We start from the raw sequence: 26515 nt of genomic DNA, 5'->3' as shown, positions 1-26515 counted from the left end.
TTATGCACCAAATTGGTAATTATTAAAAAACATAATACAAAAATAACTAAACTTAATTGGCCCTTGCAATTTTACGCCACTGCAATGGTGTTTGCTTAAACCACTTCTTAAAACAGCGAATAAATATGGCGGGTTCTCGATAGCCTAACTGCAATGAAATATCACTAATTGATAGTTGGCTATCGAGCAAATAATCAATTGCCATGGTTTTCCTAGCGTCCTCTAACAAACTCGAATAGCGGGTGTCTTTCGCTTTTAAGCGCTTTTGTAGCACCCGCACTTGTACCCCAAATAACTCTGCGACTTGCTCTATGCTGGTACGGCCGTCATAAATAAGCGCCGGTAACAGTTGGTAAATTAAGTCTTCGATATTGTCTAAACGATCTATGGCTGCCGCATTTTGCTTACTTAACTCACGGCTTATAGGAAATACTTGAGCACCAGTAACATGTGACCAGCGCTTATCAAACACAATTCCATTGCTGGGCATTTGGGTTTTTAACGGGCATTTAAGTAAGTCAGACAGCTCATTGGCGTGACTAAAGGGATGGTCCAACCACAGCTCTCTGGGGTGCCATGAGTCACCAAGTAATTGCTTAAAGGTAGAAAACAAATTACACAGCATAGCCCTATACATAGCATCACAATTTAATTGATCGGCAAACTTTAATGAAAACTCTACCCGCACTAGATCGCCTTGCTCACTCAAGCTTAAACATGTGCCGCTAGATTGCGCATTTAAAAAGGCCTGAAGCATAAGTACCATCGCTGCTAAATTTGGCATATGTTGTATTGCTACAGCCACTGCGCCTTGCTTTCTCAACGCTAGGGTTAAACCGCAACGAGCGCTGCCTAAAGGTTGTTCACCGTAGTGATCCACCACAGTGAAAAATTTGGCAATGTTCAATTGATTCACTAATCCGCTATCGCGGCGTAGCACACTGGGAGAGATATCTGCAGCAGCTAATAAGCGGTGTTTATCTAAACCTTGCTGCTCTGCTAATTCAACTATCGATTTAAGCGCAGCTAACTGAAATAGGTACTGTTGCAAAACAAATCCAATCCGAGGACAGATACACTAAGTGTCACGCTTATTCGTAAAATGTCAATTTTATTAGCTGTAAAGCTTAAAATAGCAACAAGTTGAAAGGCCGAGTTGTATTTCACATTGTTGATTATGCTGCCTTGTAATGCAGCACCTACTTAGGAAAACCAATGACAAAATCATTAACTGCAATTTTCGCTATCGCCCTGCTAAACATCACTATTAGTTTCCCTGCATTAGCAAAAAGTGCGGCAGAAGAACGCGCCGAATCAGACCAAATGGTGCAGCAGAGCTTGGCCGACTTTAAAAAAGAAAATGCTGAACTAGCCGGTAAAATTAGTGGCTCAGTTGGTTATGCTGTATTCAGTAACGCTGGCATCAACCTGTTTGTTATCTCAGCAGGCGGCGGTCATGGGGTAGCTATAGATAATGTCTCAGGCAAACGCACCTATATGAAGATGGGCGAAGCTGGCGTAGGTTTTGGTGCCGGCGTTAAAGATTTTAGAGCGCTCATGGTTTTTAAAACCCGCGAATCTTACGACAAGTTCGTAGAGTCTGGTTGGTTATTTGGCGCACAAGCCGACGCTTCAGCAAAAGCGGGTGACAAAGGTGGCTCAGCTGAATCAGAAGGCGCTATAGGTGACGTTGAAATATATCAAATGACCGAAGCAGGCCTATCTTTAGAGGCAACAATTAAAGGAACAAAGTTTTGGAAAGATAAAGACTTAAACCAAGGCTAACAAGCAAGTAGTCACCTTGGAAAGCAATACTCAGCTTGGCAGATTGATATGCCAAGCTTTGTTAAGTTCTAAAGCCCCACACTGCATCTATTAGCTTCACCATAAGTTCTTGAGATACGCCGTTATGATCAAGTTCAGGCAAGTATTCAACAAAATCAGCCCCGACAAATTTATGACTTGAAGATAAAGCAGAAACAAGATGTAAGGCCTCACGGGCACTCAAACCTCCAACATTGGGGGTAGCACATGCTCGAAAAATACTGCCATCTAATACATCGTAATCAAAAGACAAATATATATGGTCAAAGTCAGTCTCTAACTGAGCCATAAGCTTTTGAATAACTGCATTAATACCCAAATTATCGATGTGGCTAATATCATAGTTAGTCATTTTTAAATCACTAATCAGTTGGTATTCGTTAGGCATTAAGTCTCGTACACCGATATAAAAAACATTTTCTGGTTTTACTGCGAGCGCAGAGTCAATAGACCAGCCATGATGGGAATATTGGTTCATTAACATAGCTAAAGGTTTGCCATGTAGATGACTATCTAGGCTATTATTGCAGTCTGCATGGGCATCAACCCAGATTACCGCCACCTTTTTACCCCGCTGCTTCTGATAATAATCCATGGTAGCTTGCAGCGTGGCAACCGCAATCGAGTGATCTCCACCAATAGTTATAGGAGTGCGGCCAGCATGATAACTCTTCATCAGCCTAGCACTTAAAGCACAACAATATTGGTTGAGCGCTTCGAGTTTAGCGCCAGACTCCAGTAAGGCTAATACCGCAGAATCAACCGCTACATCCCCACAATCTTCAATGTCGCAAGCCCAGTTCTGGTTTCTTAGCGCGATCCATTGGCTAAGCCCTAGCCATGACTGCCTGCCACCAGAGCGAAGTCCATCGACACTATTTTGCTTGGTGGTAACACAAGCCAAGTGGTTAAATGGCGCCCCGATAACATCAAAGCTTCTTTTCATAATTTTCCTTTATGACAAACAATGGTGGGCAAAAAGAGGAGATGATAAGTCATAGCTTACCTGCCGCCCGAAACATCAATAAAGGCCCCTGTCGTATAGCTAGATTTGTCAGATGATAACCAAACAATCGCTTCGGCTACATCCTCAGGGGTACCGCCGCGCTTTAAGGGTAGCTGCGCTTTTAGGCGGTCTACCCGATTAGGTTCACCACCACTCGCATGCATTTGGGTATAGATTAAGCCTGGTCTTACGCCGTTGACTCGAATGCCCTGCTCTGCCACTTCCATCGCTAAGCCAATTGTTAAGGTATCAACAGCCCCTTTTGAAGCAGCATAATCGATATATTCATGGGCAGAACCAATCCGTGAAGCAGCCGAAGACACATTAACAATCACCCCGCCCTTGCCTCGATGTTTATAAGACATGCGCTTAACCGCCTCGCGACAGCAAAGGAAATAGCCTGTAACATTGGTTTTTAATGTTCGGTTAATTCTTTCAGCGGTCATGGCCTCAATATCCGTTTGAGCAAATAGCACCCCGGCGTTATTAATTAGCAAATCTATAGCCCCTAGCTGTTGATCTACGATCTGAAAAAGCCTGAGTACTTGCTCCTCTTCTGATACATCCGCCCTGACCGCTATGGCCTTACCGCCAGCTCCTTCAATTTGCGATACCACCGCCAAGGCTGATTGCTCATCCGCCAGATAATTAATACATAGCGAATAGCCTTGTTTAGCCAATTGAATAGCCGTTGCAGCCCCTATACCTCTGCCCGCACCGGTAACTATTGCTACCTTGTTCATCAAGATATTCCTCTATTAGATCAGTGAATCAAGCGCACTAGACGGAATATTCAAGAAGACTACCTTCTGCCTAAAATACGCAATATACGTAAAAACAGATTAATGATATCCATATATAAGGCAGCAGCGCTGTCTACCGCGTTATCATAGGTTTTAGGTATCGCATTTGCTCTTGCCCAATCATAACCAATATAACCACAGAAAATTAACGCGACGATCCAATCCAAAATACCGTGGTGAGTATTAAAAATGAAGATCTCGACCAACTCCACCACAATCACACATAATAAGGCGATGGTTAAAGCACCACTGATTTTTTTAAAAAACGCAGGATACATCGACCCAAGTAACATCATCACAAAGGTCACCAATCCGGTCACTCGTATCGCTTCTAACACGATATCTGGATTGTAGCGACTCACCACCAGGTTAATGATCAAACCGAACGGCACAACCACAAAGTTGTAGCCAATAAAACTCACTAAAGGATTGTCAGATTTGCTAAATAGGTAGATGCCAAAGAAACATGACGCCAAGTAGCCCACAAAAAAGATAATAGGATTGACCGCCGCGATGGATTCAGCGGGAATATTTAATACCATTAGCCAATTGACAAAAAAACCCCACACCAAAGTAGCCCCAATGACAAAATTGTAAAGTGAAGCACTGATTAGTTTATCGGTGGTTTCTGTGCGCTCAAATACACCTACTTCCATTGTTATATCCCTATATTAATGACTTAAAAAATATTTATCATTCAGTCTACCGCTGACTAGCCGCAAACAAGTTACATTGAGTCTCACTGAAACTCATCACCATGATTTTCAAGTGTGCGATACCCGCATTGTTGGCACTCTACATATCTATCCATCAAATCGAGTGAAGCCCCTACCGCACTGGCTGTTCCGCCAAAAAAGCCTTCCATAAAGGCTTTAAACTGCTCCATTTTACTGCTGCCATACTTAGACGGTTTCTGTTTAATGATCTCTTTATGTTCAGTATCTTGGCTGCACTGAGTGCAAAATTGTTTAGCCATGTTTCAACTCCATTTGCTCAAACTCATACAGCCAGAGGTTTGAAGAGGCTGATGATTGGGGTAGTCATTGCTTTGCTGGCAATGTTGTTATATTCATCAGTAGTTTATCGATGATTCAGCAAGATGGAAATTAAATTGATAGTTTTGTTAAAAATAGTGACTAAGCGCAATAATCTCCAAGTCAATGATGTTTGGCGCTATTCGCCTTTTTGCTGCTCCATTTTTTCAACAAAGTCGTCTAACTCTTTACCAGGTGTATGGCTAAACACCCGCTCTAGATGAGTGAGCTGAGTAATTCGGTCTACTCGAAAATTGCGGAAGTCATCACGAAGTTCACACCACGCCAATAATGTCCAAGTGCCGCGCCAGAAGTAAATGGCCAGTGGTCGAATAACCCGTTTGCTGCAATCCGCTTTGGCATCTTGATAGGCCACTTCCAAGTACTCGCGCTGCTGGGCGGCAATACGTAAAGCGTCGAGATATTTGAATTCATCTCTGTCGATGTAAAAATCGGGAGCAAACATTAGTGATTGGTAGGCTTGTAAGCGTTTAGGTAAGACCGCTTCAACTTTTATCATCGCTTGTTTAGCCGCTGACGATATCTCTTTGCCTGCCCAGGTTTGCACCATACGCATCCCTATTTGTATCGCTTCAAGTTCTTGTTCGTTAAACATTAATGGGGGTACGTTAACTTCTTGGCGCAGCAAATAGCCGACCCCCGCTTCTCCTTCTATTGGAATACCGCTTAAGCATAAATCTTGAATGTCGCGGTAAATGGTCCGAGTAGACACTTCTAAGCGCTCGGCTAAATCTTGGGCAGTAGTTAAACGCCGCATCCGCAGAATTTGTACTATTTGAAAAAGCCTGTCTGCCCGTCTCATGCTATTCCCTAAATTATCTACAGTAGCAACACTAGCCCAGCACAACACGCTGGGCTAGCTAAATATTACGCCGCATTTGTTTATCGCTATTCGATAACAACGTCTACTGAAATTTAGACCACAAACCCACTTTATTGCCTTCACTGTCAACAAATAACGCAATGTACCCATGCTCGCCGTCTTTAATGGCGGTAAGGGGTAACAACATTTGCACCCCCGCATCGCTGATCTTATTGACTAAGGGACTGAGTTTTTCACTTAAGTGCAAATATACCGTGCTGCCATCTAGGCTAGGCTTCATCATTTCATGTTTACATAAGCCAATGCTGGCGGCTTCTGGATCTTCCGTTTCTAGTATCGCCATGTCCATATCGCCCATATTCTCGCGACGAAAGTGTAAGTTAAAGTGCTCTGCGTAAAACGCGAGGGCGCGGTCCATATCACTGACGGCAATTTCGCCCCATACTAACGGTGCTACAGCTAACATAACTATCTCCTTGCTAATCCTACTTAAGCCCCCTTGGCTGGTAGGTAGAATCACTATAAAGCCCCCCTACTGACAGCATACTGTCAGTAGGTTTTCAGCACGCGCTTCAAACCACCATAAAACCACCACATTTAATATTTTTTGTTTGCGCTATGAGGCACAAATAAAATGATAAACCTTTGAATAAATGCGGTTTATTTGCAAGAATCCTAGCGATAAAAACATCACTAATGACATAAGGAAATGTTAGTGGCTAAGTATGAATTAGTGAGTTTAGGAGCACAGAATAGCAATAGTCGTGACCACCACTTGGTAGATACACTCTGTAAGGCCTTAGATATTACCCCTTCGGCTGCCCAAAAATATCTTCAAGAAGGAAACGTACTTAAAGAAAACCTGTCTTTAAGTTTAGCTAGAGGCTTATCCGAGGTGTTTACCGAATATGGCTTGCGCGTAGCGATCAGAGAAGTGGCCACTCCACAAACTCGCCCTATCGACCATCAAGAGCAAGCCACGAACAACGCGCATAAACCATCCCCAAAACTAAAAGCTGATTTTGTGAAACTGCTAAACGGGGACTTTCCACGTTCAAGTGTTAGCCGCGAATATCGTTTCGGAATGATATGCACCGTGCTCGTAACAATGATTACGCCGCTTATCTATTTGGCCATGTTGTTGGGTTTAATTACCTTTTCTATCTTTTACTTTTCAGTATTAGTAAACAACATCGGCGATATGTCAGGAGGGCTTTTCAGCAAACTACTACTCATCGTTCCCTATTTCATCGTTAGTGTACTTTTCCTATTCTTACTAAAACCCTTATTTGCGCGTTATCAAGAACCTAAACGTTATCGCCTACAAGCCAAAAGAGCCCCCGCTCTTTTTAACTTGGTTTATGTAATGTGCGATAAATTATCGGTACCTCGACCCGCCGAGATTTGCTTAGATACTGAAGTAAACGCCTCTGCGGGCGGCCTCGATGGTTTACTCAGTTTACGAAGAGGCCAACTACGTTTAACCATAGGCTTGCCCTTACTTACCGGTATGAACATGCGGCAACTCAGCGGTATTTTGGCGCATGAGTTTGGCCATTTCGCTCAATCTCAAGCGATGCAAACTCGCTATATTGTACATACTGTAAATACTTGGTTTCAAAGCAGAGCTTACGAGCCAGACGAATGGGACATAAGGCTAGAGAAATGGGCTGAACAAGAGCACATGCCATTGATGATGAATATAGCCATCTTTGCTGCCCAAACCTCTATTGGCCTTACTCGTTTCATTTTTAGTGCGCTATTTAAACTTAACTTCCGCTTAACTCAATATATGTCTAGAGCGATGGAGTTTGATGCTGACAGCTATGAGAGCCGTTTTGTTGGCAGTGAGCAATTTGCAAAAACAGCCATTGAACTCCGCAAACTCGCGCTAGCGAGTCAAAAAATAGCAGACATCAATAAGCTCGCTTGGAACGACAACAAATTGCTGATAAATATCCCCTTAGCCATTGCTAATCTAGCCAAACAAACCAGCGCTGAGCAGCTCAGTAAAATTGAACAGCAAATCAATCGGGGAGAAAGTACCCCATGGGATAGCCACCCAACAGATTTAGATAGAATTAAATTTGTCACTCGGCGTAACGACAAAGGTATTTTTAGTTGTGAGTTGCCAGCAGACCAGTTAATCACAGAAATAGACACGTTATGTGAGTCTGTCAGTGCCTTTTTCTACACTAGCCAAGGGATCAAAAAACCCAGCAATTATATGGTTAACAACGACCAACTGATTGAAAATGAACAGCATAAACAGCAAACAGCTGAGCACTTAAAAGCGTTTTTTGGTGACATATACAGTGGCCGCTTTTTCCATCTTTCAACCTTGGTGGATAATAAACCTAATGATTTAGCAGACTGTATAAAACAAATAGACAGCCAACACGCTCTGATTAAAGCGCAAGAAGATAAATACTTTAAGCAGTTAGACACCTTAAGGCTAAGTTCGCTGGTAAAAGTTTACTATGAGGCAAACCTTAATGTAGACCCAAAAGACTTTGATTTAGCCGCTAATAGCCGCATTGACATTACCAATCTCATTAGCCAATCAACCGCTAGCATTAAGCAGATGCAAAACGAGTTGAAGCACTTTGATAAGCTATTGCATCATCGTGTTTTTCTGTCGCGTTCATTTATGCCTCACCAGCAAGCGACCCGGCTTGATAGCCTATTAAGTGCCTTGCAGGGCATGGTCAAACTAGAACCTATCATTAACAACCTAGAGCGCTATCACTTTATTTTAGAAACCCTATTAAATGTAGAGGAAGAATGGCAATCAAAAATTCAATCAAGACTGTTTGAACAAACTAAGCGTTGCGCCCTAGAAGTGAACCATTTGTCTAAAGAGGCTAAAAACATCCTCTTAGCCAATCCCAAATACCCTAATCTCGCAGAGTTTATCGAAAGCTGGAGTGGCGGCACATTAGATTACTCGCCAAGCACACCTGTATCGCAATATTTGTTCATCGCCGAGCAAAGCATTAACGCCACCAAGTACCAGTACTATTGGCTATGCGCTGAACTGAGTAAACTATGTATAGAAGCACAACCACAAAACCATCGGCCCTTAGTAGCGACATCCTCATCCGACAGCTTGGTGATGAGCTAATCACCGGCCGCTAGAGCGATGAACCGCCAATGATGACCACTTAGATAACCCCAAAAAACGCTGCCAATGCCTAAAACTATTGATAGTACTTTGGCTGTATACAGCGCCACACCCGCGCCATTATAGTTGGAAGGTGTCGCTCTCATAACTGTGATCTCAAGTTAACATAAGTGGTTAAACATTGATCTAAATCGCCCAGCAAATTGAGCAACAATGCTAAATTTTTAGTAGTTTGCTTTTCTTATGATTTGGTTTGGGTGCTGAACCGCTAAGCTCCAAACACCTTGGCATAACAACGCTTTGACTGTGAATCGCGCGCCAGCGCATTTACTCACAGCCAAGCTATGCCCAAAGATTAAGGACGCGCTATGAAAGCAAAACCGGTTGATCTGTCTACCCCCCCCGACCTTACCCAAAGTCACGGTACTGGCGCCATTGCTGGTCACCTGCCAATCTATCAATCCTTGCTTCCCCCTTGTAATGCAGCTTGCCCTGCGGGTGAAAATATCCAAGCCTGGTTATCTTTGGCGCAACAGGGCGAGTTTAAACAAGCATGGAAAATTCTGGTTAAGGACAATCCCTTCCCCGCCGTGCACGGGCGAGTGTGTTATCACCCTTGCGAAACGGCCTGTAACCGCAGCGAAGTAGACCAAGCCGTATCAGTGCATGCTATCGAGCGCTACTTAGGTGATTTAGCCTTACAAGAAGGGTGGGTACCAGAGCACGATAAACCGAGTTCGGGCAAAAAAGTACTGGTAGTGGGTGCAGGCCCCAGCGGTTTATCCGCCGCTTACCATTTATGTCGTCTAGGCCATAGCGTAGAAATTAGAGATGCAGGCAGCAGCGCCGGAGGTATGCTGCGCTTTGGTATTCCAGCCTATCGCTTACCAAGAGATATTCTAGACGGCGAAATTTATCGTTTAGTCAGAATGGGCGTAACCATTACTCTTAATCACAATGTAAACAATCTACTGGAAGAAAAACAGCAAGGCGGATTTGATGCCGCTTTTGTCGCTATTGGAGCCCACCTAAGCAAAAAGACTGATATTCCTGCCCAACAAGCCAGTAAAATTATAGATGCAGTCAGCTACCTAGAAGCCATTGAACAAGGCACCCCACTAAACTTAGGCCGCAGAGTCGCCATTTATGGTGGTGGTAATACCGCCATGGATGCTGCCCGCAGCGCGAAGCGCCTCGGCGCAGAACCGATAATCATCTACCGCCGTGATTTAGCTAATATGCCCGCTCATCAATTTGAAGCCTATGAAGCGATTGAAGAAGGCGTGCAAATTAATTGGCTACGCACCATTAAAGACTTCTCAAACCAGCAAATCACCGTAGAAAAGATGGAATTGGATGAACAAGGGCGTCCCCAACCCACAGGTAAGCTTGAAACCCTAGAGGCCGACAGCCTAATTTTAGCCATAGGGCAAGAGGTAGATGCTAGCTTGCTAGATAACATTGCTGAAATCCGCTATCACGATGGTGTAGTGGTAGTGAACGCGCAGATGATGACTGGCGCAGAAGGGATTTTTGCCGGTGGCGACATGGTGCCCTCACAGCGTACCGTTACCATGGCAACGGGGCACGGTAAAAAAGCCGCCCGCTGCATTAATCATTGGTTGACCGAGCCAGGTTTGTCCGGGCAAAAGTTATCGGAACAAGGTCAGTTTGAACAAGAAAATTCTCTAAAAAATCAACCATCTAAGCATAAGCCTGAAATTATCAAAGCCGATAAACTACACCTTTGGTATCAAATTGATGCGCCAGCATCAGCCGAACACCAATTGGCGGCCCAGCAACGGGTTGATGATTTTAGTGAAGTCACCCAAGGCCTTAACGCCGAACAAGCCCACTTTGAAGCACAACGCTGTTACTCCTGCGGTAATTGTTTTGAATGTGACAGCTGTTATGGCGCCTGCCCACAACGTTCCATTAGCAAACAAGGTAAGGGCTTAGGTTATGCCATTGATTACCAAACCTGCACCGGTTGTGAAGCCTGCGTGAATCAATGTCCCTGTGGTGCAATGACCATGACTGATGTAGTGGAGAACCAACAATGACAACTAGCATGCTAACCCTAGACGGCAACGAAGCGGCAGCCCGCATCGCCTACTTATTCAGTGAAGTGTGCGCCATCTACCCAATTACCCCCTCCTCCACCATGGCCGAACTAGCCGATGAATGGGCCAACCAAGGTTTGGTCAATTTATGGGGGCAAGTTCCCGAAATCTTTGAAATGCAAAGTGAAGGAGGCGCAGCCGGAACCGTGCACGGGGCATTACAGGGTGGCGCCTTAGCGACCACCTTTACCGCCTCTCAAGGCCTAATGTTAATGATTCCCAATATGTACAAAATTGCCGGTGAATTAAGCCCAACCGTATTTCACGTTGCGGCCCGCTCATTAGCGGCACAAGGCTTGTCGATATTTGGCGACCATCAAGATGTTATGGCGGTCAGAGCAACGGGCTTTGCTTTGTTGGCTTCAGCATCAGTACAAGAAGCGCAAGATATGGCAGTAGTGGCGCATATTGCTAGCCTGCGTAGCCGAGTTCCCTTCCTGCACTTTTTTGATGGTTTCAGAACATCGCATGAAGTAAACAAAATTAACGCCTTGTTTGCAGAAGATATCCGAGAGTTGGTTGATGATAACTGGGTGTGGCAACACCGCGAGCGAGCGCTATCGCCAGAGCGACCTAAAATTCGCGGTACTGCGCAAAACCCCGATGTGTACTTCCAAGCGCGCGAAAGTGTCAATCTTTACTATCAAGCCACCCCAGACATCGTAAGCCAAAGCATGCTAGCACTGGCCAAAATATCTGGTCGACACTACCAACCGTTTGACTACAACGGCGCTACCGATGCTGAACGAGTCATCGTGGTGATGGGCTCTGCCAGTATTACGGTTAAAAAGTTGGTCGATTATCGCTGCCAACAGGGTGAAAAAATTGGCGTGATCACGGTGCGTTTATACCGTCCATTTAGTGCCAAACACTTATTAGCTGTGTTACCGGCATCGGTACAACATATCGCCGTGTTAGATAGAACCAAAGAACCGGGTGCTTATGCAGAGCCATTACAACTAGATGTAGAGTCAGTTATTCACGGCAACCCCACTCGTCGTCACATTAATATCATTGGCGGCCGCTATGGTTTATCCAGTAAAGAGTTTACTCCCGCTATGGTCGATGCGATATTTAACGAACTCAGCAAAAACGACACCAAAACGCGTTTTACCGTGGGGATAAATGATGACCTCAGTAATTTAAGTTTAAGTTATGACGCTAGCTTTGTGTTACCCGAAGATGGCGTAAAAAGCGCACTATTTTATGGCTTAGGATCTGATGGCACCGTAGGCGCAAACAAGAACACCATTAAAATTGTTAACCAACAAGCGGACTATCACGCACAGGGTTACTTTGTTTACGATTCTAAAAAGTCCGGCTCTACCACTATTTCTCACCTGCGTTTTGCTCAGCAAGCAATCGACGCCCCCTATTTGGTAGAGCAAGCAGAGCTACTGGCGGTGCATCAGCCGCAGTTTTTGCAGCAAATAGCGCTAGCAAATAAGCTAAAACCCAAGGGCATATTGCTGATTAATACCCCGCTGAACGACCAACAATTGTGGCAATCATTAACCTATGATACCCAACGCAGCATTGTTGATAAGGCTTTGAAAGTCTATGCGATAGATGCCTCGGCCGTCGCAAAAGCGGGCGGTATGGGACAGCGGATCAATACCATTATGCAGGCCTGCTTTTTTGGTTTAGCGCATATCATGCCGCTAGAAAAAGCCTTTAGCGCGATGAAACAAGCCATCAGCAAAAGTTACCATAACAAAGGCGACAACATGGTGGCTGCCAACCATGCAGTGGTCGATGCCAGCATCGCGGCAATGCGGCAAGTCACCATTGGTGAAGCCGACTCTGAGTTGGGTTTAGCCGCAGCAGTAAGCGCCGATGCCCCCGCCTTTATTAAATCGGTGACGGCCAAAATGATCCGCGGTTTGGGTGATCAAATACCGGTATCACAGCTGCCTGACGACGGCACTTGGCCCAGTGGATCTAGCCAATATGAAAAACGTAATATTGCAGCGTCTCTTCCTCAATGGGATAGCGAAACCTGCATTCAATGTGGTAACTGTGTAATGGTATGTCCCCACGCGGCGCTGCGCTCACGCTTCTACCATCAAGCGTATTTGGAGCAAGCCCCCAGTAGCTTTGAGTCAGCCCCGTTATCAGCAAGAGGTTACCCCGATACCCGCTACACCTTGCAATTATATGCTGATGACTGCACCGGCTGCGGGCTCTGCTTTGAAGCCTGCCCAGTGCGTAACCAGCAACAGCGCGCGCTAAATATGCTAGATAAACCCAGCCAACAACAGCCACTGCGCGATAACTTAGCCTTTTTTGAAAGCTTACCAGTTAACGACCGCAGTAAAGTTGATTTTTCTACGGTACATGGTGTGCAGTTCTTAGAACCTTTGTTTGAGTTTTCTGGGGCTTGCCGTGGCTGTGGAGAAACGCCCTATCTTAAATTAGCCACCCAACTCTTTGGCGACCGAATGTTAGTGGCCAACGCAACCGGTTGCTCATCTATTTATGGCGGCAATCTACCCACTACCCCATGGTCGAAAAACGCCGAAGGACAAGGCCCCGCGTGGGCAAACTCATTGTTTGAAGACAACGCCGAATTTGGCTTAGGCCTGCGCCTTAGTGCCGATCAACAACAGGGACAAGCAAAGCAACTGTTAAGCCAGTGGCAAACTAAAATTGGAGAGGAGCAAGTAGAACAAGTGCTGCAAGCCCCACAACAATTTGAGAGCCAATTAAGAGCACAGCGGCAACGGCTGAATAAGATTAAACGGCAACTTCAAGCCCAAGAACACGCCCAGCCGCTGCTGTCGGTGCTGGACTATTTGTTGCGCCGCTCGGTATGGATAGTGGGCGGGGATGGCTGGGCCTACGACATTGGTTTTGGAGGCTTAGACCATGTACTCGCCTCTGGTCGAGACGTGAATATTTTGGTGATGGATACTGAAGTTTACTCCAACACTGGCGGACAAATGAGTAAATCTACGCCGCTTGGCGCTGTCGCCAAATTTGCTGCGGGCGGTAAAACTATGGCTAAAAAAGATGTCGCTATGCAAGCCATCGCCTATGGCAATGTATATGTAGCAAGAATTGCCCTAGGGGCGGATCCTCAGCAAAGCCTATTGGCCTTTCGCGAAGCCGAAGCCTACCCTGGCCCCTCATTAATCATTGCCTATTCACATTGCATTGCCCATGGCATAGACATGCAAAAAGGACTAGAGCAACAGCAAAATGCCGTATTAAGTGGTCACTGGCCCCTTATTCGCTATAACCCGATACTGCGTAAAGCTGGACAAAACCCCTTTACCTTAGACAGCTTAAGGCCAAGCCTGCCGCTAAGACACTACCGTGAGCAAGAAAACCGCTACCAAATATTAGCCAAGAGTAACCCACAAGAAGCCGAGCGTTTAATTAAGATTGCAGAGCAAGTGGCACAACAAAAATGGGCTAGTTATGAAGAAATGGCTAATCGAGACGCCAGCCATTATCACCCAGATGCCCGCCGCGATAGCTAATCGTGGGGCCTAAACAAAAAAAGGGTGTGACTTTAAAGCCACACCCTTACATATCTTTTTTTTTACTGAGGTAGTAACACCGTATCTACTACGTGAATCACGCCATTTTTGGCTTTCACATCGGCCATCACTACTTTGGCATCGTTAATCATCACGCTACCATTATCAACCTTCACCATGACTTCTTGCCCTTGGACCGTTGCGGCACTGGTAATGTTAACTACATCGGCAGCCATCACTTTTCCAACCACTACGTGATAAGTAAGCACAGCAACCAATTTATCTTTATTTTCAGGCTGCAATAACATTTCTACAGTGCCTTCGGGCAGTTTGGCAAAGGCTTCGTCTGTTGGTGCAAACACTGTAAACGGTCCTTCACCTTTGAGGGTGTCCACTAAACCCGCGGCTTTAACTGCAGCCACTAAGGTGGTAAAAGAACCATTTTCGGCAGCAACATCTACGATGTCTTTTTTCATACCATGATGGTTTGCATGAGACAAAGAACTGAACGCTAAACTCGCCACCACGATAGACAATACTGTTGCGATTTTCTTAAACATTATAATTTCCTCTCAAGACATAATTAAATTTGCTGGGTCGCAAATATTAACGAAGAGCCCTGAGTTTTCGATCACCCAAAAACGAGTCACTAAACATACGGTTTTTAGGGTTTTCTCTTTTTTATTAAAATTTATATATCATAAAAATGTGAAACAACATCATTGTAAAAATTAAATATCGATTTACAATCAGATACTTAACCTCTATTAAGCAAAACAACATTAACAATGTTGAGCACCTTCACAAAGTAAGTGACTTGGGTGAGTAAAAAGGAAACTAAATGAAAAACTCGTTATTGGCTGCGGCTATCACTGTCGTCTTTTTATCTGGCTGTTCTTCAGTACCCATGGAGTCGAGTGAAAAAAACCAAGCCGCTTTATCCTTTAGTCAGCCCGCAGAGGACACCGCTGTAATCTATGTCTATCGAAGAAACACCATGGCGGGAGCGGCACTGAAGAAAGATGTACTAATTGATGACCAATGTATCGGAGAAACCGCGCCTGGCATCTTCTTCTATCATGAAGTGGCAGCAAATACCGAGCATAAAATTTCTACTGAATCAGAGTTTTCACCTAATGATTTACTCCTTGATACTGAGGGAGGTAAATCTTACTTCGTCGAACAATATATCAAATTTGGCGTGTTAGTTGGCGGTGCTGGATTAGAGCAAGTTGATGAAGAGACAGGGAAAAAGGAAGTATCAAAACTAAAGCTAGCCTCAAAAGGCAAGTGTAGCGTTTAACCCCTAGCAATCATTACCACACTGATAGCATAAATGGTCAGTGTGGTCATTACGTTTATAGCGCCTAAGGCTCCCTTTGATTTAGTCTTTCGCTTCACATTCGCTTACTTTCTGTTGTCATCCCCATAGCTTAGCCACCTGTGAGCGCGATGCGTTATTTTGCTGTCTTATCCCACCATAAGCTTGAGTAGATTATTCCGCCTAAACTAATACAATGTTTACCCTAGCAGTTAGTTAGCGCAGCCCAAAAAAGGTCTTTCATGGAAGCTGATAGTTTTTTCCCATTTGCTACGCTTGTTCTCGCCACGGTCACCTTATGTATCGCGATTTCCTCAACACTCCGTTTAGGTACAGTGGTAGGTTTTATTATCGCCGGCATCGCCTTAGGGCCTTATACCCCCGGCTTGGTAGCCGCCACGAACGTTGAACTACTTCAGCAAATTGCCGACTTTGGCGTAGTATTATTCCTGTTTACTATCGGTTTAGAAATTAAACCTATCGACCTATGGGGAATGAAGAGAAGCCTTATAATTCAAGGCTTGGGGCAAGTTTTAGTCACCGCGAGTGTGTTCTCATTATTGGGTTACATTTTAGGCTTTGCTTGGGAAACAGGCTTTACTCTGGGTTTGATTTTTGGTCAATCATCTACCGCAGTAGTGATGACCATGCTTAAAGAGAACAATGAACTCAATACTTCTCACGGCAAAAACATCTTCACTAATTTAATGGGGCAAGACATCAGCATTGTGCCCATCATGGCTATATTTCCTATTCTTGCCCATCAATCTAACCCTGCATCAAACGGTGCGCTATTAAGCACTCTGCTGCTGGTTCTCGTGGTTCTGTCCATTGTAGCTATTGGGCTATATTTACTACCAATTGGGCTACGCTTAAGTGCCAAAGCGCATAGTAAAGAAGGCTTCATGTTATGCCTTTTTGTGTCTATTTTTGCCACCGTATGGATCGTAGATGAAGTTGGGCTTTCGGCTACTTTAGGGGCTTTTTTACTGGGGATTTGCTTATCTAACTCTAGTTTTCGTTTTACGGTAGAAAACATCATTAATCCTTTTAAAGGCATTTTAATGGGCTTGCTTTTTATCTCAGTTGGCATGTCGATAAACCTCGATTTAGTGTTAAGCAACTACCAAGACTTAGTTATTTTGCTGATACTAGTGATTAGCCTTAAATTATTGGTGTTTTATACGCTGGCTCGGTGTGACAGCCAAACCAACGCCACCAGTATAAAGACGGCTTTTGCCTTAGGCCAAGTGGGAGAATTTGCCTTTGTATTGCTAGGGCTTGCCGCAAGTTTAAATGTGCTAAATAGCGCTTATGCCGCACTAGGGATTATGGTTGCCAGCATCAGCATGGTACTTACCCCTTGGATATACAAATTGGGTAATCATCTCGCTAAGCGGGTACTGCAAAAAGAGCAGTCTACACAAGCTGTATCGAGCAAACCGCTTGAAAGCGATGATAGCCAATTAGTCATCATTGGGCTTGATGAAGTGGGCCGGCTAATGGCAAGGCTGGCTAAAAGGGCGCAAATCCCCTACATCGCTTTTGATTCAGAATTTAGCTGCGTTGAAAACGGCAAAAAGCTAGACTTAAACGTGCACTATGGCGACATAATGCAACCCAGTATTCAAGAGCGAGCAAAGCTACAGCAAGCCAAAGCGGTATTTGTGTCTGTGGACCATTCCGGCTCTTTGCGAAAGATTTGTTTAATGTTATCTAAATACCCCTCTTTAGAAACTTACGCGCGAACCAAATCCAGAGCCGATGAGTTTTTCTTAAAAGAGCACGGCGTTCAATACGCCGGTTCTGTCTACATCGAAAGTACCTTATTGAGGGGCCGCGATCTGCTGTTAAATTTTGGCCTTGAAGAAGAACAGGTTTTTCAACTTATCGATGACCTAAGGTCAGATCTATTTGCGAGCGACTACCTAAGCTTTAAAAGCCACCAGTCATAACTTGGTAAATAGCGAGTGGTCATTTATAGGTGCTATAAATGAGTTTGTCAGCCCGCAAGCGGCGAGAAAACCACCTTAAAGGCTGATTAAACAAAACGACCAAAAGCCAATTTTGTACAAAACCTTAGGGGTAAACTACGTTATGATGAGCCATCAATAGCGTTAACACGGAGGTAAGCAATATGGCAATAGAACAAGCACGATATCAGCTTGCCGAAGAGCTTGGCGGTATAGAGATATTAAATGCCCGCTATGAGAAGCAACACTTCTCGCGCCACAGCCACGAGGGCTACACCATTGGCGTAATTAAAACTGGCGCACAACAGTTTTACCGTACTGGCGGCAACCATATCGCCCCGCAAAATAGCATTATTTTGGTTAACGCCGACGAAGTACATACCGGCTGTTCAGCCTCTGAGGGCGGCTGGTCGTATCAAGCTATGTACCCTACACCCGAGCAGTTTGAACAGCTAAGCCAAGACTTAGGCATTAAGCAGCAAGGCGCGCCCTACTTTAACCAAGCAGTGGTACAAGATGCGGTGCTAGCAAACTCGCTGCGTAATACCATGGCAATCCTTGAGCAATCAAGCAACCGCTTGTTACGCGAAAGTATGGTCTATTCTAGCCTTAGCTTATTAATGGCTCGGCACAGTAAAAGCCGCACTGCCAGCCCTTCCCTCGGCTTTGCCAAAAACAGCCTGAGTTTGGTCAAACAGTTTTTAGATGAACAACCTGAAGCCGATATATCACTCACCGAGCTGGCTAACCTGGTTAATCTTAGCCCTTGTTACTTAGCAAAATGTTTTGTCAAATTGTACGGTATTCCACCGCACGCTTATCAAATTCAAGCCCGAATACGGTTGGCTAAACGCTTGTTGCGCCAAGGTCAAAAACAGCTAGACGTAGCACTAGATTGTGGCTTTCATGACCAAAGCCATTTAAGTCGCCATTTCAAACGTGCCTTAGGTATTACGCCTGGCCGCTACGCCAAAGAATTTCAGGCTTAGGCCAGCATCACTTACCAGCATTCACTCAAGGACCATTGTGACCCCAACAGACACTATTCACCACTTATCTTGGTCGAGCAAAGGTAAAGCCTTTGCCAAGGGCACTCTCGCCGTATTGCCCCTTACCATTGCAGTAATCCCTTGGGGGATCTTAGCAGGATCATACGCAGTAGAAGCAGGTTTAAGCCCATGGCAAAGCCAAGCTATGTCGGCAATTTTATTCGCCGGTTCCGCCCAGTTAGTGGCGACTGGAATGTTTAAGTTAGGCGCTAGTTTACTGAGCATATTGCTCACAACGGTATTAATCACTTCACGGCACTTTTTATATAGCATGGCCATGCGCCCTAAAATAAGCCCATTACCCTTAAAATGGCGTTTACTGTTGGGCTATTTACTGACCGATGAGTTGTTCGCTATTGCCAATAAAGACAAAGGTAAAAAATTTGATCCTTGGTATGCGTTAGGCGGAGGCTTAAGTTTTTATATCGGTTGGAACATTGCCTCGGCGGTGGGTATTGTGGCGGGCGCAAGCATTGAAAACCTCGACAGTTGGGGCCTAGATTTTGCCATAGCCGCCACTTTTATTGCCATTGTGGTGCCCAATATAAAACAGGCTTCAGGCTTGTTATGTGTGTTAATTGCCTTGGTAAGCTCGGTAGTATGCGAGTTGTTTGCCATACCCGGCGGCTTATTGGTGTCGGCGCTATTGGCAATGGGTTTAGCCACCGCTTACGCCAAATGGCGAGGAGAGGCGCAATGATTTGGTTGAGTATTTTTGCCATGGCAGCCATTGTATTTGCCAGCCGCTATTTGTTTTTAGAGCCTAAAATTCCCTTACGTTTAAGTAAGACCGCACTGCAATTTTTAAGCTATTCGGCACCCGCTGTGCTTACCGCTATTTTTGCACCTATTGTATTTGTGCGCGAAGGTGAGCTGGCAGTAGGCTTAACTAACCCTTATTTATTGGCGGCGATATTAGCCACGGTGTTAGCGGTATTCACCCGCAACGCTCTTATTACCACGGTACTGAGCATGGCGGTATTCTTTCTTATTAAGTAGCCCACACTGAAAAATGGCCGTTTACTCTGCAAGGTAAAAGGCCAGCGTAAACTGCGCTAGCGCTAGCATTAACTATTTGGTTACTTTTTCACTGCTCTAGCCAAACCAATGCATCTTGCTCTTGTTCAAATATTTTCACTTCGCCGGCGATAAACCATTGGCCTATTTTGGAGGCCCATTCTAACCACTGCTGATTGCCCAGAATGGCGATTTTCTCAAAGCTTTTACCATGTTTTAAACCTAACTTTAAATCATCCCAAGCGGCTCGTAGCTCCCAACCTTCCAATTCGCTGGCATCAAAAAAGCCACGAATACGGGGGTGATCCACCTCGGCCAAGGCAGATTCAAGCATTGGAGTAATTGCTTGGTAGTCTTGATGAGTGAGTTTGCCATAAGCTCGAAATGACACAAGTAAACGCGTTTCTACACGCTCTATACCTACAGTTATACCATGTCGACGAATGCTCATTGTATGCTTCCTTGTTAACGCTAAACTTGCTCTACCAGTATGGTAGAGATTGACACATTTAATCACTGTATTTATCCAAAGCTTGTCTTTTGTCAAAGCCTGAGATAAAAGGTAAGCGCTGACTATTGATAAAATTGAAAGAAAACATCAAAGTAGACAACAAGTTAAAGAAAGAGCATCAACCGACCTGCCGCTTTTCGCTAGGTCGCATTTTTAGAGATAGGAAGCCGATCAGGGCGCCCGCATGAAAGGTTCAATATGATTTAGGCAACAACGCCGCCTTTATCTGCAAAGCGCCAGCTGAATTCCAGCTTGAGCTACCGTTCTCCTGCCCCCGCTGCACCCCGCGTGCGGAACGTTTCATGAAGCATGGCAAAGTAGAGGCCATCGCGAAGCGCAAATAGGCCTTAGTATTTGATGTTTTAGCAAAGAGCGTGCACTATTCTGCGAATGAGCGACAAGCACTTAACTATTCCACTGCCCTCTTTGATTCGTCGAATTGGTGGCGACAATACTAAAATAGCAAAGCAAATGGCCCTAGAATGCGGCTGTTTAATAAAGCGTGTTCGCCGCTCAAGAAACTGGCAACTGATCGGCGAAGAGCCGGCCATTATCAGCTTGAATAACAAGCTTAAAGCGCTAGACATAGAAGCCATGGCTTACCTATACCTAAAACTTGAAGAACACCTAAAGGCCTACCAAGAACAACAAGAGCCAAAACAAGAGAGGCTTAAGCGACTCATTGACCAAAGCCCTAATATTACCCTCGCTGAATTGATACATATCACCGACTGCACCTTAGCCGAGGCTAGGAAAGCACGCTTTGATAGTGACTCGCTGTAAACGTACAGCCATTCAACACGCTACTTTTTGCATTAGCCCCTAGCTTAATTGCCCCCACAAACGCTGCACTTGCTGCAGGGTATTAGCATAAGGGAGTTGTTCGCAACGGCCAAAACCCGCCAATTGGCGTAACTTTAGTTTGGTTGACCAAGGGCTAGTAATCCCGGTTAAGAAGCGGCACGCCATAATTGGGCTCAGACTCAGCATTTTGCTGCCCCCACATTGCGCTTTTAGCGCCTGTAAATCACTTAATATTTGGCTATCATTGATCTCAATAGGGCGATTAGAATAGCTAAGTTTAGCCGCTTGCCCGCGGCATACGCTGCAGTAGCCACATTGCTGAGGGGCGTTGTGATCATCAAAGTAACGCGACAATTGGTAACTTAAACATGAGTCTAATTCGAAAAAACGCACCAGCTGCGCAATACGTTTAATCTCTTTTTGTTGGTTGTCATTAAAGTAATTAGATAAGCGCTCAGCCAAGCTTGCATCGGCGATGCCTGCTGTCTCTACTTGATATACTTCGGTGATTTTCTTAGTTTCTAATTCAATCAAGCCTTGTTCAGCCAAATATTCTAAGGCAGCAACCACCCGTGACCGCTCGGCTTGGTAGCTATGGTATAGACCATTAAAATCAAGAGTTCCCCACACCTTCTTCATCTGTGTATGGCTAAATATGGCTTGAATAAAGGCTAAACGCTCCCCAGTGAAGCGCGCTAACACTGCATTTTTGTCTTGTAAGAATTTGAATCTAAAGTCGGCATAATAAGCATACAGTGGCTTAATTAAGCCTTGTATTTCTAATTGTACTAACAAGGTTTTAAGTGGCAATTGGCGAATATTGGTTAAGCTAGACAGGCTGTTTATTTGTACTTCCCATTGGTCAACTTGCCGTACGGTTTGGCTTTCGCTTTGTATATTAGCTAACAGTGTTTCAATGCTACTTTGCTCTGGCGTATCCCCATATACAAAGTTTTCTACGGTTGTTAAGCCATCTAAATTGGCTAAGGTTAAGCAGTTTGATCGATTGCCATCGCGCCCTGCTCGACCGATTTCTTGGCTGTAGTTTTCAATCGATTTGGGTAAGTCATAATGAACCACAAAACGAATATTGCTTTTGTCTACGCCCATCCCAAAGGCAATGGTAGCCACTACCACTTGCACTTTGTCGTTCATAAAATCATTTTGGGTTTGTTGACGCTGCTCATTGGCAAAGCCCGCATGATACGCCACCGCGTTCAGCCCTTGGCTTTGCAAGTACGCAGCGACCTCTTCGGCGGTGTGCTGTAAGGTGACATAAACAATGCCTGCGCCAACCTGTTGGCCAATGAAGTTAGCTAGCCGCTGATTTCTTTGCGCGCTGCTACAGGCCTCTACAGTTAAATCTAAATTTGACCGATAAAACCCCGTTTGCACAATGTCGCTTTCACCAATGGCAAAACGCTCGGCCATATCTAATTTTACTTTTTTAGTGGCGGTGGCCGTTAGCAACAACACGAGGGGAATGTTTAGCTCTTGGCGATATTGAGGAAGCTTTAAATAATCGGGGCGAAAGTTATGCCCCCATTCTGAAATACAGTGGGCCTCATCAACCACTAACATCGACATCGGTACTGACTGAATAAATTGCCGAAATCGCTCATTTTTAAAACGCTCTACCGAGACCATCAATATTTTAGTTTTGCCGCTACGTACGTCGCTCATCACCTGCTTGCTTTGCTCAGCACTTAGGGTGGAATCTAAACTAGCAGCAGCAATCCCTTTAGACTGCAAAAACTCTAGTTGGTCTTTAATTAAGGCCAATAAGGGCGAAACCACCAAGGTTAGGTGTGGCAATTGCAAGGCGGTAAACTGATAACACAAAGACTTACCCGAACCGGTGGGAAATATCGCTAAGCAGGAGCGTTGCGCCAGTAAACGTTCAACCACTGGTGCTTGCCCATGACGAAAGCTGGTAAAGCCAAAGGTTTGGCTTAACTGGGTTAATAAAGCATCGCTCATTGATATGGTCTCATTGGGTGGTGGCGAATAATAAAATAAGGCTTATGCAAGCGCATGATACAAAGCATGGGCAGCCAAGCCGGTAAGTACGCTAATAGCCACACTTAATAAGGTGCCTAACATTACGTATTCGGTCAGTTGTCGGTCTGATTGGCCGGTTAAATCGCCAAACCGAAAAATCGATTTAGCCGCCACTATAAAACCTATTGCGGAAAATTGATGCAACAGCACACAAGTAAGTACCAAACTACGCTCAACCATACCAATTGCTTGACCCGCCATAGGCAAGTTTTGTGCGGGTTGCTGGGTAACAGGGCTCCAACGCTGCAATACTAAAGCAAGTATCTTAGATGTTGGAGTTAAAATGATCAGATACGCCAACCCAACCACCATCACCTTAGGCTGCATAAGCTGCTGACGAAGCGGCTCAACGATGTGCCAAGCGTGGCTAAGGTCTACCACCAGCAGCAAAAACACCAGCACTTGCGCCAACTGGCTGCCAATAAAGTAACGCGCAGTGTCGGGTAAATAGGTACTCAGTAGCTTAATTAAAAACGAGGCAAATAGTAAGGCGATACTGGCCACCAGCAATTGGCTGCTAGCGCCGACAAAAAACCAAGCAATAGCGGCAAATGTAAGGCTAATGATTAGCGCCCGCCAATATAAACGCGGTGTAGCCAATTTTGCACGGCGAATACTTACCGACCACTGCAAGGGCAAACAATAAAACTCAAGTACTAGGTAAGCTACGCCAACGCTAAGGGCATACTGGGCCAGTTGTTCCATAGTAAAACTCTTCCATAAGTTGTTTAAAATACTGTTTATATTCTTCTAACAGCTGATACTGGCTCTGGTTAAGTAGCTTAGTGGCATTAACCCGCGAGCTATTAAGCTGCTTAGCGAGAGCGGCATGGCTAGGCTCTGGCAAATGCCAATATAGGGCCAGCGCATTCGCTTGTTTGGTGGTGAGCTGTTGAATTTGTAAATCGGCAAACTTGGTGAGCAGATCCATGCGCTGACTAAATACAGGGCGATCACTAAAAATCCCTAAATAGTGCCTTTTTAAACTATCTAAGCCTCGCCCAGACAACACAAAAGCCTCGCCATTTGAGCGTGAAATAAGCTCAGCCAAAGGGTCAATCACACCAATGCCGATACCAATACGCGCATCATAGCTTTTACCATGACTTTGCACAGACCGAAGTGCCAAACGAATATTGAGCGCACACTCTACCGCCACAGTTGGGTTAGTGAGTACCAACTGAAATGCATCACCACGAAATATTTCATAGCGACATTGGTAGCGTTCACTTTGATCCGCCAAGGTTCGGCTTAAGGCGTGTATTAGCGTAGCAAAGTGTTGGCTGTCTAGCTCACTAGAACCGACCAAGTCACCGGTAAGCACTGCGACTTGCTGCATAATTAGCCCCCCACATAAAGTAACCAAATTTAGTTACACTTTAAAATGTAACCTATTTTGGTTACAATGTTAAGTGTAACCGTTTCTCTAACAATAAATATATCAATATCTGACGAACTAAACTGCCGAGCCACGCTAAATCTTCAACATGCGTCATCAATAATATCCTCGCGCCACATAGCCCAATAAGCGCAATGTAAACGCCAGCGGACACTGTCACTAAGGTTTTTAAGGGCTAAATCACCCCGCAATTTTAGCTGTACTACGCTCTAGTCAGTGCTTTGCCACTAAAATACCGTGATTTAATCAACCTTGAGCTTCGCGATGAATCAAGCAATCAAACTGCAGCGACTATTGGCTAAAAAGTCGGCCAGAAACTGCCGCACTGATGGCAGTTGCCCGATAGTTTCAACGATCATCTTCACGGCTATTAGCCGCTTGACTGCTCCCCCTCTAAACCCACACTGCGGGTGGGTTCAAGGTTTCACTCACAACACGCTTTACCGCTGGGCTCGGCCAGCCAGCAAAGCACTGATACCGCTATTCCCCTCTACATAAGTAAAAAAGTTAAGGAGAGCATCATGAACAAACTGTTATTTTTTCACTTTGATGGCACCTGTAACGAACCTGAAGACGGTGACCAAGCCATCCAAGGTTATAAACAAGAGATTGAAGATTGCAGTATTACTAATGTGTTAAAACTACACCTAATGCTAGGTGGTAAGCTAACCAAACAAAACGGCAAAACCAACTTAGGAAACGACAGTTACTCTTTCTACTATCAAGGTGTAGGCACGCGAGGCGGCTTTTTCAAACGGCTCATCAACAAGGGCCTGTCTCCCTCTAAAGGCGATGTAAAAACCATTATTAATGCCGCGCTTAACGACTTTAAGCAACACTATAATCCAGACAAACACCAATACCTGGTGCTGACTGGTTTTTCCCGTGGGGCAGCATTAGCGAGGCGCTTTGCTAAAGTATTACTGGATAAAGGCTACTTAAAAGACAGCGATAAAATCGTCGTAGAGTTGGTGTTTGATACGGTAGCGTCTATAGGCTTGCCGAACACTAAACAAGATGATCGCCCCAAATCTAAAGTGGTATTTGAAGACGGCTTCACCCTGCCTAGCACCGTAAAACAAGCCTTACATTTAGTCTCTCTCGACGATAAACGCGATGCCTTTCAACCCACCTTAATGAACCACGAGAACCGAGTAGAAGAGGTATGGTTTAGTGGTGCGCATAGTGATGTAGGCGGTGGCTATAACTTTGATGGCTTGTCTGACATTACTTTGTGTTACGCCAAGGATTGGATAGAGCAATTAGACTACTTAGCTATAAGCTTGAAAGCGCCAAGCCAAATTGAATATGGGTCATTATTGCCCCCCGGTAAACCTGCGCCTATTGGCCTTGATGACTTGCTAATAGACCCTTGCCCGTTTGGTGTTAACCACCAACAAGAGCAAAATATAGCGAGCATCTTTCTGCATAATGATCGTCGTTGCTGTGTGATTCAACACGATAAAGTAGTGGCCGAGTTAGCGCCTAAAGTACACCTGTCGGTTGCCCAGCGTATTGCAGGGATGAGAGAGTATCGACCCAACTCATTAAAAAATGTTGATCACTACTTAGTGTTTAGCCCTTGGCTGAGCAACCCCAATTTGGCAACCGGTGTTGCAGTGCATGAGTTAGGTTTTTACTCCAACTTAGTGATGGCAAAAACACCGATTACCACGCGAGTCGTCGCACACCGTAAAAATAACCATAGTGGCGTATTGGTTGAACGCGGCCATAAGTACCGAATAAAAGTGCTGGAAGGCCCCCGCTGGAACGACTCCACCATTAAAGAGTTAGACGGTGAAGGCTGGGATAGAGCCAAACAACACTTTAGCTTCTTTAAAAATATACCCATCGCCTCGATGGAACATCGTAAACGTGTTGTGGCTGATAAGGCCCAGTGGTTCACCTTGTGTGGCAATATTGACGAAGACGATAGCAAAGCCTTTGTGATAGGCAATGAAACGATTTATACCGCCAGCGACACCGGAGAATTGTGTTTATTTGCTAATGACCTAGATGGCTTTTACAGCAATAACAGTGGCCATTTACTGGTTAGCGTCGTAAAGCAATAGTTAATCATGGTTAAACATGGCGTAAACGTTACTTGAACAATAAGCCCTGCGACCAATATCCATAA

Annotated in this window: 23 protein-coding genes; 11 read left to right on the top strand and 12 right to left on the bottom strand. The window is 44.9% G+C overall.

Features of this window, described 5'->3' with window-relative positions:
- Positions 1-52: 52 nt before the first annotated feature.
- A complete protein-coding gene (locus ACVFI8_RS17935) occupies positions 53-1051 on the bottom strand; it encodes an AraC family transcriptional regulator ligand-binding domain-containing protein (RefSeq protein WP_457872156.1) in 999 nt (332 codons plus the stop codon).
- 164 nt (positions 1052-1215) lie between these two features.
- Here ACVFI8_RS17935 and ACVFI8_RS17930 point away from each other — a divergent pair, with 164 nt between their 5' ends.
- A complete protein-coding gene (locus tag ACVFI8_RS17930; RefSeq protein ID WP_457872155.1) occupies positions 1216-1785 on the top strand; it encodes a lipid-binding SYLF domain-containing protein in 570 nt (189 codons plus the stop codon).
- Positions 1786-1846: 61 nt separating this feature from the next.
- On the opposite strand, the gene ACVFI8_RS17925 is transcribed toward ACVFI8_RS17930, so the two are convergent.
- The 6 genes from ACVFI8_RS17925 to ACVFI8_RS17900 all read right to left on the bottom strand — a co-directional run bounded on the left by ACVFI8_RS17925 (position 1847) and on the right by ACVFI8_RS17900 (position 5977).
- The gene (locus ACVFI8_RS17925) at positions 1847-2770 is read right to left on the bottom strand and encodes an arginase family protein (RefSeq protein WP_457872154.1); all 924 of its coding nucleotides are present in this window, start codon (positions 2768-2770) and stop codon (positions 1847-1849) included.
- A 56-nt stretch (positions 2771-2826) separates the two neighbouring features.
- On the bottom strand, positions 2827-3573 hold the full coding sequence (locus tag ACVFI8_RS17920; RefSeq protein ID WP_248712226.1) for an SDR family oxidoreductase: 747 nt from the start codon (positions 3571-3573) through the stop codon (positions 2827-2829).
- A 59-nt stretch (positions 3574-3632) separates the two neighbouring features.
- On the bottom strand, positions 3633-4289 hold the full coding sequence (locus ACVFI8_RS17915; protein WP_248712227.1) for a Bax inhibitor-1 family protein: 657 nt from the start codon (positions 4287-4289) through the stop codon (positions 3633-3635).
- 83 nt (positions 4290-4372) lie between these two features.
- Positions 4373-4609: a hypothetical protein gene (locus ACVFI8_RS17910; protein WP_248712228.1), complete on the bottom strand. Its 237-nt coding sequence runs from the start codon at positions 4607-4609 to the stop codon at positions 4373-4375.
- A gap of 197 nt (positions 4610-4806) precedes the next feature.
- Complete coding sequence (locus ACVFI8_RS17905; protein ID WP_248712229.1) at positions 4807-5490, bottom strand: helix-turn-helix transcriptional regulator; 684 nt, start codon at positions 5488-5490, stop codon at positions 4807-4809.
- 103 nt (positions 5491-5593) lie between these two features.
- The gene (locus tag ACVFI8_RS17900) at positions 5594-5977 is read right to left on the bottom strand and encodes a VOC family protein (RefSeq protein WP_248712230.1); all 384 of its coding nucleotides are present in this window, start codon (positions 5975-5977) and stop codon (positions 5594-5596) included.
- A 249-nt stretch (positions 5978-6226) separates the two neighbouring features.
- On the opposite strand from ACVFI8_RS17900, the gene ACVFI8_RS17895 reads away from it, so the two are divergent.
- From ACVFI8_RS17895 to nifJ, 3 genes are all read left to right on the top strand, one after another.
- On the top strand, positions 6227-8635 hold the full coding sequence (locus tag ACVFI8_RS17895; protein WP_457872151.1) for a M48 family metallopeptidase: 2409 nt from the start codon (positions 6227-6229) through the stop codon (positions 8633-8635).
- A 368-nt stretch (positions 8636-9003) separates the two neighbouring features.
- The gene (locus tag ACVFI8_RS17890; RefSeq protein WP_457872150.1) at positions 9004-10698 is read left to right on the top strand and encodes an NAD(P)-binding protein; all 1695 of its coding nucleotides are present in this window, start codon (positions 9004-9006) and stop codon (positions 10696-10698) included.
- Positions 10695-14243 (top strand): pyruvate:ferredoxin (flavodoxin) oxidoreductase, encoded by a 3549-nt coding sequence (nifJ, locus tag ACVFI8_RS17885; RefSeq protein ID WP_457872149.1) that lies wholly within the window; start codon positions 10695-10697, stop codon positions 14241-14243. Before ACVFI8_RS17890 ends, nifJ begins: the two co-directional genes overlap by 4 nt.
- A 62-nt stretch (positions 14244-14305) precedes the next feature.
- Here the strand turns inward: nifJ and ACVFI8_RS17880 are convergent, their stop codons facing one another.
- Positions 14306-14803 (bottom strand): fasciclin domain-containing protein, encoded by a 498-nt coding sequence (locus ACVFI8_RS17880; protein ID WP_457872148.1) that lies wholly within the window; start codon positions 14801-14803, stop codon positions 14306-14308.
- A gap of 281 nt (positions 14804-15084) precedes the next feature.
- Between ACVFI8_RS17880 and ACVFI8_RS17875 the strand changes: the two genes are divergently transcribed.
- From ACVFI8_RS17875 to ACVFI8_RS17855, 5 genes are all read left to right on the top strand, one after another.
- Entirely contained in the window at positions 15085-15546 is a 462-nt protein-coding gene (locus tag ACVFI8_RS17875) for a DUF2846 domain-containing protein (RefSeq protein ID WP_457872147.1), read from the top strand.
- Between the two features lie 260 nt (positions 15547-15806).
- Positions 15807-17519, top strand: coding sequence for a cation:proton antiporter domain-containing protein (locus tag ACVFI8_RS17870; protein WP_457872145.1), 1713 nt, complete (start codon positions 15807-15809; stop codon positions 17517-17519).
- Positions 17520-17701: 182 nt separating this feature from the next.
- Positions 17702-18526 carry an AraC family transcriptional regulator gene (locus tag ACVFI8_RS17865; protein WP_457872144.1) on the top strand — a complete coding sequence of 275 codons (825 nt, stop codon included), beginning with the start codon at positions 17702-17704 and terminating at the stop codon, positions 18524-18526.
- Positions 18527-18563: 37 nt separating this feature from the next.
- Complete coding sequence (locus ACVFI8_RS17860) at positions 18564-19286, top strand: AzlC family ABC transporter permease (protein ID WP_248712238.1); 723 nt, start codon at positions 18564-18566, stop codon at positions 19284-19286.
- Entirely contained in the window at positions 19283-19585 is a 303-nt protein-coding gene (locus ACVFI8_RS17855; protein WP_248712239.1) for an AzlD domain-containing protein, read from the top strand. Before ACVFI8_RS17860 ends, ACVFI8_RS17855 begins: the two co-directional genes overlap by 4 nt.
- An 88-nt stretch (positions 19586-19673) precedes the next feature.
- On the opposite strand, the gene ACVFI8_RS17850 is transcribed toward ACVFI8_RS17855, so the two are convergent.
- On the bottom strand, positions 19674-20054 hold the full coding sequence (locus ACVFI8_RS17850; RefSeq protein ID WP_457872143.1) for an STAS/SEC14 domain-containing protein: 381 nt from the start codon (positions 20052-20054) through the stop codon (positions 19674-19676).
- 450 nt (positions 20055-20504) lie between these two features.
- On the opposite strand from ACVFI8_RS17850, the gene ACVFI8_RS17845 reads away from it, so the two are divergent.
- Positions 20505-20897, top strand: coding sequence for a ribosome recycling factor family protein (locus ACVFI8_RS17845; protein WP_457872141.1), 393 nt, complete (start codon positions 20505-20507; stop codon positions 20895-20897).
- 39 nt (positions 20898-20936) lie between these two features.
- On the opposite strand, the gene ACVFI8_RS17840 is transcribed toward ACVFI8_RS17845, so the two are convergent.
- Genes ACVFI8_RS17840 through ACVFI8_RS17830 form a run of 3 tightly spaced genes read right to left on the bottom strand, consistent with a single transcriptional unit; the run spans position 20937 to position 24318 of the window.
- A complete protein-coding gene (locus tag ACVFI8_RS17840) occupies positions 20937-22898 on the bottom strand; it encodes a RecQ family ATP-dependent DNA helicase (RefSeq protein ID WP_457872139.1) in 1962 nt (653 codons plus the stop codon).
- 42 nt (positions 22899-22940) lie between these two features.
- The gene (locus ACVFI8_RS17835; RefSeq protein ID WP_457872138.1) at positions 22941-23684 is read right to left on the bottom strand and encodes a hypothetical protein; all 744 of its coding nucleotides are present in this window, start codon (positions 23682-23684) and stop codon (positions 22941-22943) included.
- The gene (locus ACVFI8_RS17830; protein WP_248712244.1) at positions 23656-24318 is read right to left on the bottom strand and encodes a nucleotidyl cyclase domain-containing protein; all 663 of its coding nucleotides are present in this window, start codon (positions 24316-24318) and stop codon (positions 23656-23658) included. Before ACVFI8_RS17830 ends, ACVFI8_RS17835 begins: the two co-directional genes overlap by 29 nt.
- 581 nt (positions 24319-24899) lie before the next feature.
- On the opposite strand from ACVFI8_RS17830, the gene ACVFI8_RS17825 reads away from it, so the two are divergent.
- Positions 24900-26450 carry a phospholipase effector Tle1 domain-containing protein gene (locus ACVFI8_RS17825; RefSeq protein WP_248712245.1) on the top strand — a complete coding sequence of 517 codons (1551 nt, stop codon included), beginning with the start codon at positions 24900-24902 and terminating at the stop codon, positions 26448-26450.
- Positions 26451-26515: the final 65 nt, after the last annotated feature.

Source organism: Agarivorans sp. MS3-6 (assembly GCF_054112545.1).
This window is presented reverse-complemented; position numbering and strand designations above follow the sequence as displayed.